Below are 13,139 nucleotides of genomic sequence, written 5' to 3'. Positions count from 1 at the left end.
CCCGGCCGCCTCCACCGCCTCGGGCCGCCTCGGCCGGTCAGCCCGCCTCGGCCGTCTCGGTCGTGCGCTGCTGCGCTACCTCCACCGCCGCTTCCGGCAGTTCCGCCAGCGCGCGCAGCTGTTGCGGGGTCACGCCTTCGGGGATCGGCACCGGCGCCGGGGTCCGCAGCGGCGGCTGCCAGCCCGTCTCCGGCTGCCACCGGCGGACGATCCGCGCCGGCGCCCCGGCCACCACGGCGTGGTCCGGCACCTCGCCCCGTACGACGGCCCCCGCGGCAACCACCACGTTGCGGCCCAGCCGCGCCCCGGGCAGGATCACCGCGCCCGTGCCGAGCCAGCAGCCCGGGCCGATCTCCACCGGCGCGCTGCGTGGCCACTGCTTGCCGACGGGCTGGTGCGGATCGTCGTAGCTGTGGTTCGTGGAGGTGATGTACACGCCGGGCCCGCAGAAGGTGTCGTCACCGATGGTGATCCGGGTGTCGGCGATGACGTGGGTGTCCCGACCCAGCACCACGCCGTTGCCGAGGACGAGCACCGGCTCGGTTCCGAGGTCGAGACCGGGCATCATGCCCGCGGTCAGGGTGACCTGCTCGGCGATGATGCAGTGGTCACCGAGCCGGATCCACGGCTCGCCGAAGACCGTGCCCTGCGGGAAGGCCAGACGGGTGCCGTGCCCGATCGCGCCGAAGCGCAGCCGGCCGGGGGTCTGCGCGGTGACCGCACCGGCCTGTTGCATCCAGCGCCAACCGGCGTGGACCGCGCGGTTGGCGAGCCTGCGGCGCAGGGCCGTCAAGGATGAGAACGTGTTCTGCTTCTTCGGCACCCGGCCACCGTAACGCGCCGGGCGCTCGGAGCGCGCCGTGATCTTCGCCCCATCGACGGCCGGCCCGGGCCCGTGCCCTACCGTGCCGATAGCGCGACACGGCAGGGCACGGCAGACACGAAACCGAGGAAGAGAACATGACGCATCACACGGACCGAGGCCGGGCACTCGTAGCGGGCGTGGGCGGCAAGAGCCCGCAGATCGACCCCGCGGCCTTCACGGCACCCACCTCCGTCGTGGTCGGCGACGTCACCTTGGCCCCGGGTGCGAGCATCTGGTACTCGGCGGTGCTGCGCGCCGATTGCGGCCCCATCTCACTCGGCGCGGACAGCAACGTGCAGGACAACTGCACGGTGCACGTGGACCCCGGTTTCCCGGTCTCCATCGGCGAGCGCGTCTCCATCGGCCACAACGCCGTGGTGCACGGCTGCACCGTCGAGGACGACTGTCTCATCGGCATGGGTGCGACGGTCCTCAACGGCGCGGTGATCGGCGCCGGCTCGCTGGTGGCGGCACAGGCACTGGTCCCGCAGGGCATGGTGGTCCCGCCCGGTTCGCTGGTCGCGGGCGTGCCGGCGAAGGTGCGGCGCGAGCTGACCGACGAGGAGCGCGAGGGCATCAAGGTCAACGCCCTGATGTACGTGGACCTGGCCGAGCAGCACCGCGCCGCGGTGACGCCGGCGCAGTAGGCAGTGGTACGCGCGGGCTCGCCGCCCTCCCGGAGACGGCGAGCGCCCCGCCCGCGGAGCACCCCACCGACGGACCATCCCACCGGCGGACCGCCCCACTGCGGACCGCCCCGCCGGCCCGCCCTGCGCCGGTGGACGCGTCAGTGTTCGGCCGCTGCCGTGCTCGCGGCGGCCTCAGTGGCGGCGGAGGCAGCGGTGGCGGCGGAGGCCTTCTTCATCCGGGCGCGGAGCACCAGCGTCACGGTGACCCCGATCACCAGCGCCAGCACCAGCGCGACCCAGGAGAACCCCTTCAACCACGGCTCCGCGACGATCCCGATGGAGTAGATGACGGCCGTCGTACCGCCCGCCCAGAGGATTCCGCCGAGGATGTTCGCGACCAGGAAACGCCAGTACGGCATGCGCAGCACGCCCGCCAGCGGACCGGCGAAGATCCGCAGCAACGCCACGAACCGCCCGAAGAAGACGGCCCACATGCCCCACTTCTCGAAGGCGCGCTCCGCCTGGGCCACGTGCATCGGCCCGAAGTGCTTCGGGAAGCGCCGGCCCAGCCGTTCGAGCAGCGGCTTGCCGCCCCTGCGCCCGATCGCGTAGCCGATCGAGTCGCCCACGATCGCCCCGGTGGACGCGCAGACCCCCAGGACCACGGGGTCGATCTCCCCGTGCTGCGAGGCCAGCAGCGCCGAGCTGACGAGGATGATCTCCCCGGGCAGCGGGATGCCGAGGCTCTCCAGTCCGATGACCAGACCCACCAGGAGATAGATGCTGACCGCCGGAATCGTCTCCAGCCATTCCTGGATGTGCACCGGTACGCCCTCCCGATTCGTCCCGGCGCGTCCCCTGTGACACGCCGAACGGGCAGCCTATCTGCTCTTGACCACAGCCTTTGCCCGCAGTGGCAGTTCGCGGGAGGAACGGCCCGCGAACACCTCGCGACGGCCTGAACCCAGCACCCACGCGTGCCGTTCGGGGTCCCAGGAGGACAGCGCGCGGGCGTCGATGTCGAGGACCACGCGCTGCGCCTCCCCCGACGCCAGGGTGAGCCTGCGGTAGCCGACCAGCGTACGGACCGGCTGGTCGAGCTTCAGGTCCTCGGATGGCGGCGGTGACCGCCGCGATCAGCCGCGCCTGCCCGCCCGGCAGCCCGAGCGAGGTCCGGTCGGTGCCCTCGGTGGCGTCCTCGTAGGCGAAGAGCACCACGCTGCGAACCCCCTTCGCGGTCTTCACGGCCTCGGCGAGGTCGGCCGCCCGGGTCGCGTTCGTGGTGTGCGTCAGCCGGAACCGCTGACCCCCGTCGCCGCCCTCCGCGGTAACGGCGAGCCGGTGCGTGCCCGCGGTGAGGGCGAGCGTGCGGCGGCGGACGGTGAGCCCGTCGGGCGCCGCACCGAGCAGTCCGCCGGCGAGGTGCTCGGCCGCGCCCTGGCGCACCGGGAACAGTTCCTCACCGTCGAGACGTACGCCGGGTCGCTTGCCGGAGTAGTGGACGAGCAGGGTCCACTCGTCGTCCACGGCAAACGTGAACTCGCCCTCATGGCTCCAGCTCCGCCCCCCGTCCACGCCCCGGTCGTGCAGGTCGGCGGGCGGCGTCACGTCTCTGCGGGCGGGGTCGTACGGGGAACCGCGCCGGGCGGCACGGCGGGCACACAGCCCCCCGTCCCCAAGACGGCGCCGACCACCCCGAACAGGCGCATCGCCGAACGTCTGGACACGGCCTCGCTCATGGGCGCTCCCTGCGGCGTGGGTCGGCGGGCGCAGCCCGCGCCGGACCGCGCCCACGCCAACTGTGCGCCGCCGGGCCTCGGGGCCGGTTCGGACGCGCCACCGCCCTGCCGAGGTTCAGCCCTGCGGCGGCGGCCCCGATCGGGCCGGAACGGACGAGCGCGACTCCGGTCACGCTGGAACCAATCGATCCGCTTCGGCCTCGCCTCGCCGCGCCGCGCACCCGAGGTGACCACGCCCCCAGGCCGGTCCGCTACGCGTTGGGGCGCAGCGTCCAGACCACGGTCATCTCGCCCGTCACGGCTTCGTCCTCACGCTGGATGGCGATGGTGACGGGGAACTCGGGGCGACCGCCGGCGTCGAGTTCGGCGACGACCTCGGCGGCCGGGCGGCCGAGGGTGGCGGTGGCCGTCACGACGCCCTTGGCGAGCTTCTTGTAGCCGATCTCGGCCTTGACTGCGAGGGGCACGGCCCGAGAGAGCTGGTCGCCGAAGGCGGCCAGGACGATCGCGCCGCTCGCGGACTCGGCGAGGGTGAACATGGCGCCGGCGTGCGGGCCGCCCACGTGGTTGTGGTAGTCGGGCTGGTCCGGCAGCCGGACGACGGCGCGCTCGGGGGTGGTCTCCAGGAACTGGAGGTTCAGGGTCCGGGCCATCGGCACCGTCGCAGCGAGCAGTTCGCCCACGTTCATCTGTTCTGCGCTCATGGCACGCGATGTTACCCATGGGTAGATGTGGTTGACCAGAGCGGGCTCGGGGGCGGCCGTGGCTCCCTGCACCCCCTCCCACTATCGTTACCGGCCATGTGGCCAGGACAGCAGCAGCCGCCCGGGGGACAGCAGAACCCTCAGGACGCGCAACAGAACCCGTACCAGCAGCAGCCGGGACAGCCGAACCCGTACCAGCAGCAGCCCGGCTACGGCTACCCGCAAGCGGGCTACCAGACGCCCCCGCCGGTCCAGCCCTGGGGCCAGCCCCAGCAGGCCGTGCAGCCTCAGGGGGGCGGCGGGAGCCCGTACGCCACCAAGACCGTGGCCATCGTCGCGGCGGCCGCGGTCGTCGTGGCGGCAGCCGCCACCGGAGCGTTCGTCCTCACCCGGGACGACAAGAAGAACGATGAGGCGGACAACAAGCCCGCCGCCGCCTCCTCCGCACCGCCCTCCTCCGCCGCGCCCGCCTCGCCCGGCGCCAACCCGCGCGCCGGCGGCGACCTCAAGCCGGTGATCCCGGGCTGGAAGGTCGTCGTCAACCCGAAGTACGGCACCGCCTTCGACGTCCCGCCGGAGTGGAACGTGTCGAGCTCCGGCGTCATCGCCGGCTTCTCCGACGCGGTCAAGAACGACGGCAAGCCGATCATCAGCTTCTCCGCGCCGGCCTTCCTCAAGGAGGACTGGTGCAAGGTCGACTCCGACAAGGACGGCCGTGAGGAGACGACCGAACTCGCCGGCACCGGCACCAAGGGCGGCCAGGGCGCCAAGGACACCGCCGAGGCGGTGAAGAACGAGGCCGCCAACTGGGCGTTCGCGGCCTTCGCGCAGAAGGCGCCGAAGGGCACCGTCAAGGTGTCGGAGCCCAAGGAGTACACAACCTCCTCCGGCCTGAAGGGCCACATGGCGACCGCCACCGCGATCGGCGTGCCCAAGGAGAACAAGTGCTCTTCGGACGGCAAGTCCATCGCGTTCAGCTTCAAGACCGCGAACGGCGACTTCTCCAGCTGGGTGCTGTTCACCGCCGCGGGCGTCGAGGGCGAGGTCACGCAGGAGACCCAGGAGAAGATCCTCAGCTCAGTGCGCCTCAACGGAACCGGCAGCAATAGCTGACCCGCTGCTCCTGCGTCCTCGCCCCGTCCGTCAGACCCCGCGCCCGGGCCGTAATCCGTTTGGATTCTCGGCCCGGGGCGTGGATAGTCCGGGGGTGAGCCCTCCCCCCGCCGCCCCCTCCCGTACGTCCGCGCGCCGCCGCCGACCCGCCTGGGCCGGCCGCAACTACACCTTGCTGACGGGCGCAGCGGTCGTGACGAACCTCGGCAGCCACGGAGCGCTCATCGCCTCGGCCTTCGCCGTCCTGGAAGCAGGCGGGTCCGGCGGCGACGTGGGTCTGGTGGCGGCCGCCCGTACGCTACCGCTCGTCCTCTTCCTGCTCATCGGCGGCGCGCTCGCCGACCGGCTGCCGCGGCACCGCGTGATGGTCGCGGCGAACGCCCTCAACTGCGTCTCGCAGGCCGCCTTCGCCGTACTCGTCCTCGCCGGGGACCCACAGCTGTGGCAGATGATGCTGCTCACCGCCTTGTGCGGCACCGGTACGGCCTTCTTCAACCCGGCCGCCGAGGGCATGCTGCTCTCCAGCGTCTCCGGCGAACACGCCAATCGCGCCTTCGCCCTGTTCCGGATGGCCATGAACGGCGCCGGCATCGGCGGGGCGGCCCTCGGCGGAGCCATGATCGCCGCGATCGGCCCCGGCTGGGTGCTGGCCGTGGACGCGGCGGCGTTCGCGCTGGCCGGAGCCCTCCGTGCCTTCCTGGACGTCAGCCACGTCGCCGACCGGGCGCCCGGCGGCGGTCTGCTGGCCGATCTGCGCGAGGGCTGGGTGGAGTTCCGGACCCGGCCCTGGCTGTGGAGCATCGTGCTCCAGTTCTCCGTGGTCGTTGCCGTCGTCGGCGCGGCGGAGGCCGTGTACGGTCCGCTCGTCGCCCGCGACCAGCTGGGCGGGCCCGCGCCCTGGGGCATGGCGCTGGCCTTCTTCGGCATCGGCACCATCGCCGGGGCCGTCCTGATGATGGTGTGGAAGCCGCGCCGGCTGCTGCTGGTCGGCACCCTGTGCGTGTTCCCGCTGGCGCTGCCGTCGGCGGGGCTGGCGATCCCGCTTCCGGTGTGGGGCCTGTGCGCGGTGATGTTCGTCAGCGGCACGGCCATCGAGGTGTTCGGTGTGAACTGGATGACGACCATGCACCAGGAGATCCCGGAGGAGAAGTTCTCCCGGGTCTCCGCCTACGACTGGTTCGGCTCGGTGTCGATGCTCCCGCTGGCCACCGCCGTGGCCGGCCCGGTCGAGTCGGCCTTCGGCCGCACGTCAGCGCTGTGGGGCTGCGCCGCGCTGGTCGTACTGGGCACGGCGGCGGTCCTCGTCGTCCCGGACGTCCGCCGGCTGACCCGCAAGGCCCTTGCCCCGAAGGCTTCTTCCGTCCACGGAGCCGTTCCCACTCCCGCCACCGGGGACCCGGTCACCGCCGCCGGCCCCACCGGCAGGTGAGGTCCCGCGGGGACGCGACCGTCGGGCTCAGCCCACGCTGAACGCACCCTCCGGCGGCTCCGGAGAGGCGACGGCGTCCGCGTCCCCGACCGGCACGGCCCCCTTCGTGAACCGTGCCAGGGCCGCCCCCGCCTCCACCCGCGCGGGAAACGCGTCCGCCGCGCACCGCCGTGCCAGCGCGCCCACGGGCAGCTCCGCGTCCGAGGCGAGCAGCACCGCGTTCCCGAAGCGGCGCCCGCGCAGCACGCCCGGCTCCGCGACGAGCGCGAGCTCTTTGAACACCGCCCCGAAATTGGCCAGCTGCGCCCGCAGGAAGGCGAACGGCGCGCCGTCGGCCAGGTTCGCCGCGTACACCCCGCCCGGCCGCAGCACCCGGGCCACCTCACGCACGTACTCGACGGAGGTCAGCTGCGCCGGCACCCGAGAGCCGCCGAACACGTCGGCGACCATGATGTCCGCACGGTCTGCGGGGGCGCCCTCCAGCCAGGCCCGTGCATCGGCAGCGTGCACGGTGACGTCCGATCGGGCCGGCAGCGGCAGGTGCTCCGCGACCAGCTCCACGAGTTGGGCGTCGAACTCGACCACCGTCTGACGGGAGCCCGGCCGGGTCGCCGCCGCGTACCGGGGCAGCGTCAGGGCCCCGCCGCCGAGGTGCAGGACGTCCAGCGCGACCCCCGCCGGTGCCACGCAGTCCAGGACGTGTGCGAGCCGGCGGACGTACTCGAACTCCAGGTGTTCCGGGTCGTCGAGGTCCACGTACGACTGGGGTGCGCCGTCGACGGTCAGCAGCCACGCCCGCTCCCGGTCCACGTCCGGCATCAGCTTGGCGGTGCCCTGGCACACGTCCCGGATCACCGGGATCTGTTCGTCGCTCACCGCACCATTGTCGGGCAGTCGGCGATCGGGCCGTCAGCCAGCCCAGACCTCGGCCGCCTCGGCGGCGTGCTCCACGGCCTGCGCGAGCCCCGCGCGCGCCGCCGGGGCCCGCTTCCCCGGATCCAGGACGTTGCGGCCGAAGGCCTTGCGGGCCTGCGCGGACGGGGTGATCAGCAGCACCCGGGCCCCCGCCTCCCGCAGCCGCGCCGCCTGGGCGGCCGGTGCGGGGACGAGACCGGATCCGAGCGCCATCGGGGCGAGGATCACCACCCGCGCGTACCCCGAGGCGAGGTCGGCGTTGGTCGCGGACCTGATTCCGCCGTCGATGAACCGGCGGCCGTCCACCGTGACCGGCGGCCACACCCCGGGCACCGCGCAGCTCGCGCAGACCGCGTCGACCAGCCCGGCCCCGCTCTCCCGGTCGAAGGCGGCCAGCTCACCGCTGAGCGCGTCGACGGCGGTGACGACGAGCCTGCGCTCGGGCCAGGTGTGCGAGACGAGCCGGGCCTCCAGTATCTTGCGCCGCTCCGCCTCCTCGCCGGTGGTGGCGGCCAGCGCGAGGGCGCCGACCCGTCTGCGGTAGCCCTCCGGGTCCCTCGACCTCATCATCGCGACGGCGTACCGGGCGACGAGTCCCGCCCCGAACCTGGCCACGGTCTCTCCGGCGGGGTCGCCAAGCTGCCGCTCGAACAGTTCTTGCGGGGTGAGCAGCCCGGAGGTGAGCTGGGCGCCCACCAGAGAGCCCGCCGAGGTGCCGACGACGAGGTCGGCGGCGGCCAGGTCCACGCCCGCCCGCGCGAGCCCGTAAAGCATCCCGGACTCCCAGCCGACGCCGGTGAGTCCCCCGCCGCCGAGCACCAGTGCCGTACCGCCGCCCATCCCGGCCCCCTCTCCTCACACCCGTGGTGACGGCAGTCTGACGCAACCGGACTGCCGCCACCACGGCGGGGTGTCGGTCGGCGGGGGCGGTGGAGCAGTGGGGCGGGGCGGTCGGCGGTTCAGTCGAGCACGGCCGTCACCGTCCCCGCCCCGACCGTCCGTCCGCCTTCACGGATCGCGAAGCCGAGCCCGGCCTCCAGGGGTACGTCCCGGCCGAGTTCAACGGTCATCGCGACGGTCTCCCCCGGCCGGGCCGTCCCGGCCACGCCCAGGTCCACGTCCCCCACCACATCGGCGGTGCGGATGTAGAACTGCGGCCGGTACCCGGACGCCACCGGCGTCGTGCGCCCGCCCTCCCGGGCGGAGAGCACGTACACCTGCGCGGTGAAACGTCGCCTGGGCACCACGCTCCCGGGCGCGGCGACCACCTGGCCGCGGCGCACCCCGTCACGCGGCACCCCGCGCAGCAGCAGCGCCACGTTGTCGCCGGCCTCGGCGGACTCCATCGGCTTGCCGAAGGTCTCCAGTCCGGTCACGACCGTCTCGACGGGCTCGCCGTCGCCGCCGAGCACGCTCACGCGGTCACCGGTGCGCACGCTCCCGCGCTCGACGGCGCCGGTCACGACCGTCCCGCGCCCGGTGATGGTCAGCACGTTCTCCACCGGCAGCAGGAACGGAGCGTCCGTGTACCGCACCGGCATCGGTACGTACGTGTCCACGGCGTCGAGCAGCGCCTCGATCGCCCCGGTCCAGTGCGGGTCGCCCTCCAGCGCCCCGAGCCCGGAGACCCGTACGACCGGGGCGCCGTCCCCGCCGTACCCGTGGGCGGTGAGCAACTCGCGGACCTCCAGCTCGACCAGGTCGGTGAGCTCGGGGTCCCCGGCGTCGGCCTTGTTGAGCGCGACGACGATGTGGTCGACGCCCACTTGCCGGGCCAGGAGCACGTGCTCGGCGGTCTGCGGCATGACCCCGTCGAGTGCGGACACGACGAGGATCGCCCCGTCGAGCTGCGCGGCGCCGGTGACCATGTTCTTGACGTAGTCGGCATGTCCGGGCATGTCCACGTGGGCGTAGTGCCGGGTGTCGGTCTCGTACTCGACGTGGGTGAGGTTGATGGTGATCCCGCGCCGGGCCTCCTCCGGCGCCCGGTCGATGCGGTCGAAGGGCACGAAGGAGGCGCCGCCGCGCTCGGCGAGGACCTTGGTGATGGCGGCGGTGAGGGTGGTCTTGCCGTGGTCGACGTGACCCATGGTGCCGATGTTGAGGTGCGGCTTGGTGCGCACGAAGGCCGTCTTGGCCATGATGTTCTTCCCGTGTCGTTCGATGACCTGAAGCTGCTACGGGACCCCTGGAACCGAGCCGACCCTCCCCCTGTGGGGTCCGCCGGACTGTCCGGGAAGGGTCAGCTTCGCGCGCCGTCGATCGCGCCGACGGCGAATGCATCGGCGAGCGCTTCGACGGCGACCGCTTCGAAGGCGAACGCCTCGACGAGGAATGCCTCGGGGAGGAACGCGGCAGCCTTCGGCGCGTCCGCGACTGCGGACGGCGCTGCGGGGAAGGCGTACCGGGACATGCCCCTGATCCTGCCGGACCGCTCACGGCCCGTCGAACGAATTTCCCTGTGCCTAGCGGGCGTTCTTGAGCGCCTCGCGCACGGACAGCGGGGACAATGCGTCCCGATGAGCGGCGACGAAGGCGCGGACCGCCTCCGCGTCGGTCTTCGCGTACTCGCGCAGCGCCCAGCCGATGGCCTTGCGGACGAAGAAGTCCGGGTGGCCGCTCTGGCGGCGGCAGTAGGCGAAGAGCCGTTCGGAGTCCGTGGCGGACTTGTAGCGCAGCTGGTGGAGGAGGGCGCTGCGGACGAGCCAGAGGTCCTCGTCCCGGCTCCACTCGTCCATGACGGCCGTCAGCCCCGGATCGGCGGCCACCAGCGGTCCTACGGCGTGCACCGCGAGGAGGTCCACGGTGTCCCACCACGGGACGGTGACGATCACGTGCCGGACGACGGGCAGGAAGCCGGAGGAGCACACCGTGACGTGGCGGCGCAGGTAGTCCACCGCGAAGTAGTGGTATTCGCGCTCGGGGAGCTCCCAGCACCGCAGTACGAGGGCGGTCAGGTCCGCCTCCGCGGGCTTCGGGGTCCGCCCCGTCACCGCTTGCGAGAGCTCGCGGCGCAGCGGGGTGCGCAGGCCGAGGAAGGGTGCCGCGTCCTTCATGTACGCGGCCATGGGCCGCGCCTGCCGCGGGTCGGCGGCGGCGCCGTACGTCGAGGTGAGCCGGTCGAGGAGCGTGTCAGCGAGGGCGCTGGGCGGGATCTCCGGGGGACGCACGTCGTTCGACCGCATGAGGCCCAGATTACGGCGCGACGTCGCATACGTCGGCTACTCTCCCCGGATGTCCCTCCTCCTCGCGCCGTGGACCCGGCTGTCGCTGCTCGTCGTGCTGCTCGTGGCGGCCGGAGCGTGCGTCGTGCTGTACGAGCCCCAGCGCATCCTCTCGGAGGGCTGGCCCCCTGGCCTCCCGGTGGGCTCGGCGGTGCTGCTGTTCGCCGCGCTGTACGGACTGGCCACGGCGGCCCTGGTGCCGCGCCCGCTCCTCAACCTGGCCGCGGGGGCCCTCTTCGGGGCCCCGTTCGGCCTGCTCGCGGCGGTCGGTGGCTCGGTGCTCGGCGCCGGCGTCTCCTTCGGCCTCGGCCGGATGATGGGCCAGGACGCCTTGCGTCCCCTCGTGCGCGGTCGCTGGCTCCGGGCGGCCGACGACCAGCTGGCGCGGCACGGCTTCCGCTCGGTGCTGGCGGTGCGGATCTTCCCCGGCCTTCCGTTCGCGGTGGCCAACTACTGTGCGGCGGTGTCCCGTTGTGGGTGGCTGCCCTTCCTCCTCGCCACCGCGATCGGGGTCGTTCCGAACACCGCCGCGTACGTCGTCGCCGGGGCCAGCGCCTCCTCCCCGGGCTCCCCCGCCTTCCTCGCCTCGTTCGCCTTCATCGCCGTTTCGGCGGTGGCTGCGGCGGTCGTTGCGTGGCGCAAGCGGCACCGGCTCGGGCCCGCAGCGGGGCGCAGATCGTACGATCATGTCCCGCAGCACCCCCCTGTGGTCGGCGCCGCTCCCCACGGGCCCTAGCATCGGAGCCGAACTGCCCGACGATCACAAGGACGAGCGCACCCCGACATGAGCTGGTTCGAATCCCTAATCCTCGGTCTCGTCCAGGGGCTTACGGAGTTCCTCCCGATCTCCTCCAGCGCCCACCTCCGGCTGACCGCGGCATTCGCCGGCTGGCAGGACCCGGGCGCGGCCTTCACCGCGATCACCCAGATCGGCACCGAGGCCGCCGTGCTGATCTACTTCCGCAAGGACATCGCGCGGATCATCTCCACGTGGTTCCGCTCGCTGTTCAACAAGGCCATGCGCTCGGAGCAGGACGCCAAGATGGGCTGGCTGGTGATCGTCGGCTCGATCCCGATCGGTGTCCTCGGTATCGCCTTCAAGGACCAGATCACGGGCCCGGCCCGCGATCTGCGGCTGACCGCCACCACGCTGATCGTGATGGGCGTCGTCCTCGGCATCGCGGACCGGCTGGCCGCCCGCGACGAGGAGGGGGGGCGCCACCGCGCCATCCGCGAGCGCAAGACGCTCAAGGAACTGGGCGTCAAGGACGGCCTGATCTTCGGTCTCTGCCAGGCGATGGCCCTGATCCCGGGCGTCTCCCGCTCCGGTGCGACGATCTCCGGCGGTCTGCTGCTGGGCTTCACCCGTGAGGCGGCGGCCCGCTATTCCTTCCTCCTCGCCATCCCGGCCGTGCTGGCGTCGGGTGCGTTCGAGATCAAGGACGTGGTCGAGAGCCCGGGTCACATCTCGTGGGGGCCGACGATCTTCGCGACCGTCATCGCGTTCTTCGTGGGCTATGCCGTCATCGCGTGGTTCATGAAGTTCATTTCCAGCAAGAGCTTCATGCCCTTCGTGGTCTACCGGATCGCACTGGGCATCGCACTGTTCGTGCTGATCGGCATGGACGTGCTCAGCCCCTACGCCGCCGAGTCGGCCGGGTAGCACTGCCGTCGCTCACCGCTTCGCGTGAATCGGAGGCCGCTCGGGAACGTTCCCGGGTGGCCTCCGCGTCGTTGTGCCTGGAGAGACCTGAAGAGACCTGAAGGCAAGCAGTAGGGGGTGTCCCATGGGTCGAGTGGTGCTGGAGCGGTTTCCGGCCGGAAGTCCGAGGGGAAGTTGGCCCGCCGAGGAGTATGCGGCGGAGCGGATGCGCGAGGGCGTACCGGCCGAGGTGGTGATGGACCTGGCCACCGATGCGTTCCTCGTCGTGGTCCGGCAGCGGGAGGCGCATTCCGGTCACTGATCGCGCGGGCGCAGATCCGGTGCGCGCATGCCCCTTGGCCTCGCCGCCCCGCACCCACACACTGACCCGATGACGCAGCGTGTGGACCTCGCCACGGTCATGGACCGGCTGGCGATCGACGAGGTGGTCACGGGGTACGCGGTGGCCGTGGACGACGGCGACTGGGCGGCGTACCGCGCGCTGTTCACGCCCGCCGGGCGGGCCGACTACAGCTCGGCGGGCGGGATCGAGGGCCCGGCCGCCGAGGTCGCGGACTGGCTCGCGGAGACCATGAAGCTGTTCCCGGTGCGCCAGCACCTCATCGTCAACCGGCTGATCCGGTTCGAGGACCGCGACGGCTGGCCCAGCGACCTTGCCGAGGTGCGGGCGGACTTCCTCAATCCCATGCGACTGGCCGGCGCCGACTTCGACGGGACGGTCACCGCGCCGAACTTCGTCGCCGCCGGCCGCTACGCCTTCGACCTCGCCCGTACCGCCCACGACGGCTGGCGGCTCCAGCGCGTCACCGTGCACGAGAAGTGGCGGCACGCGTCCGCCTAGCCGCCGCCCCGGCGAGC

At 72.6% G+C, this 13,139-nt stretch carries 17 protein-coding genes; 7 read left to right on the top strand and 10 right to left on the bottom strand.

Annotation, left to right across the window (positions count from 1 at the left end; all coding sequences use genetic code 11):
• Positions 1-37 precede the first annotated feature (37 nt).
• The gene (locus tag ABZZ20_RS00305) at positions 38-823 is read right to left on the bottom strand and encodes an acyltransferase (RefSeq protein ID WP_356865106.1); all 786 of its coding nucleotides are present in this window, start codon (positions 821-823) and stop codon (positions 38-40) included.
• 137 nt (positions 824-960) lie between these two features.
• Here ABZZ20_RS00305 and ABZZ20_RS00300 point away from each other — a divergent pair, with 137 nt between their 5' ends.
• Positions 961-1,512: a gamma carbonic anhydrase family protein gene (locus ABZZ20_RS00300; RefSeq protein ID WP_356865104.1), complete on the top strand. Its 552-nt coding sequence runs from the start codon at positions 961-963 to the stop codon at positions 1,510-1,512.
• A gap of 140 nt (positions 1,513-1,652) precedes the next feature.
• On the opposite strand, the gene ABZZ20_RS00295 is transcribed toward ABZZ20_RS00300, so the two are convergent.
• From ABZZ20_RS00295 to ABZZ20_RS00280, 4 genes are all read right to left on the bottom strand, one after another.
• The gene (locus tag ABZZ20_RS00295; RefSeq protein ID WP_356865102.1) at positions 1,653-2,318 is read right to left on the bottom strand and encodes a DedA family protein; all 666 of its coding nucleotides are present in this window, start codon (positions 2,316-2,318) and stop codon (positions 1,653-1,655) included.
• Between the two features lie 57 nt (positions 2,319-2,375).
• A complete protein-coding gene (locus ABZZ20_RS00290) occupies positions 2,376-2,549 on the bottom strand; it encodes a fibronectin type III-like domain-contianing protein (protein WP_356866089.1) in 174 nt (57 codons plus the stop codon).
• 549 nt (positions 2,550-3,098) lie between these two features.
• Positions 3,099-3,233, bottom strand: coding sequence for a twin-arginine translocation signal domain-containing protein (locus ABZZ20_RS00285; protein WP_356865100.1), 135 nt, complete (start codon positions 3,231-3,233; stop codon positions 3,099-3,101).
• A gap of 251 nt (positions 3,234-3,484) precedes the next feature.
• Entirely contained in the window at positions 3,485-3,937 is a 453-nt protein-coding gene (locus tag ABZZ20_RS00280) for a DUF4442 domain-containing protein (protein ID WP_356865098.1), read from the bottom strand.
• Between the two features lie 96 nt (positions 3,938-4,033).
• On the opposite strand from ABZZ20_RS00280, the gene ABZZ20_RS00275 reads away from it, so the two are divergent.
• Positions 4,034-5,050, top strand: a complete 1,017-nt coding sequence (locus tag ABZZ20_RS00275) for a hypothetical protein (RefSeq protein ID WP_356865096.1) — start codon at positions 4,034-4,036, stop codon at positions 5,048-5,050.
• 94 nt (positions 5,051-5,144) lie between these two features.
• Positions 5,145-6,479: an MFS transporter gene (locus tag ABZZ20_RS00270; protein WP_356865094.1), complete on the top strand. Its 1,335-nt coding sequence runs from the start codon at positions 5,145-5,147 to the stop codon at positions 6,477-6,479.
• A gap of 27 nt (positions 6,480-6,506) precedes the next feature.
• Here ABZZ20_RS00270 and ABZZ20_RS00265 read toward each other — a convergent pair whose 3' ends face one another.
• From ABZZ20_RS00265 to ABZZ20_RS00245, 5 genes are all read right to left on the bottom strand, one after another.
• Entirely contained in the window at positions 6,507-7,298 is a 792-nt protein-coding gene (locus ABZZ20_RS00265) for a fused MFS/spermidine synthase (RefSeq protein WP_356866087.1), read from the bottom strand.
• A gap of 90 nt (positions 7,299-7,388) precedes the next feature.
• Entirely contained in the window at positions 7,389-8,234 is an 846-nt protein-coding gene (locus tag ABZZ20_RS00260) for a patatin-like phospholipase family protein (RefSeq protein WP_356865092.1), read from the bottom strand.
• Between the two features lie 119 nt (positions 8,235-8,353).
• Entirely contained in the window at positions 8,354-9,535 is a 1,182-nt protein-coding gene (tuf, locus tag ABZZ20_RS00255) for an elongation factor Tu (protein ID WP_356865090.1), read from the bottom strand.
• Between the two features lie 101 nt (positions 9,536-9,636).
• Entirely contained in the window at positions 9,637-9,807 is a 171-nt protein-coding gene (locus ABZZ20_RS00250) for a hypothetical protein (RefSeq protein WP_356865088.1), read from the bottom strand.
• A gap of 52 nt (positions 9,808-9,859) precedes the next feature.
• Positions 9,860-10,579 carry a DNA alkylation repair protein gene (locus tag ABZZ20_RS00245; protein WP_356865086.1) on the bottom strand — a complete coding sequence of 240 codons (720 nt, stop codon included), beginning with the start codon at positions 10,577-10,579 and terminating at the stop codon, positions 9,860-9,862.
• A 49-nt stretch (positions 10,580-10,628) separates the two neighbouring features.
• Between ABZZ20_RS00245 and ABZZ20_RS00240 the strand changes: the two genes are divergently transcribed.
• The 4 genes from ABZZ20_RS00240 (at position 10,629) to ABZZ20_RS00225 (ending at position 13,122) form a co-directional block, all read left to right on the top strand.
• On the top strand, positions 10,629-11,354 hold the full coding sequence (locus ABZZ20_RS00240) for a TVP38/TMEM64 family protein (RefSeq protein ID WP_356865084.1): 726 nt from the start codon (positions 10,629-10,631) through the stop codon (positions 11,352-11,354).
• 48 nt (positions 11,355-11,402) lie between these two features.
• The gene (locus ABZZ20_RS00235) at positions 11,403-12,281 is read left to right on the top strand and encodes an undecaprenyl-diphosphate phosphatase (RefSeq protein ID WP_356865082.1); all 879 of its coding nucleotides are present in this window, start codon (positions 11,403-11,405) and stop codon (positions 12,279-12,281) included.
• Between the two features lie 124 nt (positions 12,282-12,405).
• Positions 12,406-12,582 (top strand): hypothetical protein, encoded by a 177-nt coding sequence (locus ABZZ20_RS00230; RefSeq protein ID WP_099893904.1) that lies wholly within the window; start codon positions 12,406-12,408, stop codon positions 12,580-12,582.
• A gap of 69 nt (positions 12,583-12,651) precedes the next feature.
• Positions 12,652-13,122: a nuclear transport factor 2 family protein gene (locus tag ABZZ20_RS00225; protein ID WP_356865080.1), complete on the top strand. Its 471-nt coding sequence runs from the start codon at positions 12,652-12,654 to the stop codon at positions 13,120-13,122.
• Positions 13,123-13,139: the final 17 nt, after the last annotated feature.

The organism is Streptomyces sp. NPDC006430, from assembly GCF_040612395.1.
Lineage (GTDB): Bacteria > Actinomycetota > Actinomycetes > Streptomycetales > Streptomycetaceae > Streptomyces.
The sequence above is the reverse complement of the archived record's forward strand: the minus strand, read 5'-3'. Positions and strand labels throughout refer to the sequence as shown.

Bases quoted from the DNA above. Each gene is read 5' to 3' on its own strand.
- ABZZ20_RS00300 (WP_356865104.1), top strand. From the start codon at position 961: ATGACGCATCACACGGACCGAGGCCGGGCACTCGTAGCGGGCGTGGGC.
- ABZZ20_RS00260 (WP_356865092.1), bottom strand. From the start codon at position 8,234: ATGGGCGGCGGTACGGCACTGGTGCTCGGCGGCGGGGGACTCACCGGC.
- ABZZ20_RS00250 (WP_356865088.1), bottom strand. From the start codon at position 9,807: ATGTCCCGGTACGCCTTCCCCGCAGCGCCGTCCGCAGTCGCGGACGCG.
- tuf (WP_356865090.1), bottom strand. From the start codon at position 9,535: ATGGCCAAGACGGCCTTCGTGCGCACCAAGCCGCACCTCAACATCGGC.
- ABZZ20_RS00280 (WP_356865098.1), bottom strand. From the start codon at position 3,937: ATGAGCGCAGAACAGATGAACGTGGGCGAACTGCTCGCTGCGACGGTG.
- ABZZ20_RS00225 (WP_356865080.1), top strand. From the start codon at position 12,652: ATGACGCAGCGTGTGGACCTCGCCACGGTCATGGACCGGCTGGCGATC.
- ABZZ20_RS00285 (WP_356865100.1), bottom strand. From the start codon at position 3,233: ATGAGCGAGGCCGTGTCCAGACGTTCGGCGATGCGCCTGTTCGGGGTG.
- ABZZ20_RS00245 (WP_356865086.1), bottom strand. From the start codon at position 10,579: ATGCGGTCGAACGACGTGCGTCCCCCGGAGATCCCGCCCAGCGCCCTC.
- ABZZ20_RS00230 (WP_099893904.1), top strand. From the start codon at position 12,406: ATGGGTCGAGTGGTGCTGGAGCGGTTTCCGGCCGGAAGTCCGAGGGGA.
- ABZZ20_RS00235 (WP_356865082.1), top strand. From the start codon at position 11,403: ATGAGCTGGTTCGAATCCCTAATCCTCGGTCTCGTCCAGGGGCTTACG.
- ABZZ20_RS00275 (WP_356865096.1), top strand. From the start codon at position 4,034: ATGTGGCCAGGACAGCAGCAGCCGCCCGGGGGACAGCAGAACCCTCAG.
- ABZZ20_RS00240 (WP_356865084.1), top strand. From the start codon at position 10,629: ATGTCCCTCCTCCTCGCGCCGTGGACCCGGCTGTCGCTGCTCGTCGTG.
- ABZZ20_RS00265 (WP_356866087.1), bottom strand. From the start codon at position 7,298: ATGCCGGACGTGGACCGGGAGCGGGCGTGGCTGCTGACCGTCGACGGC.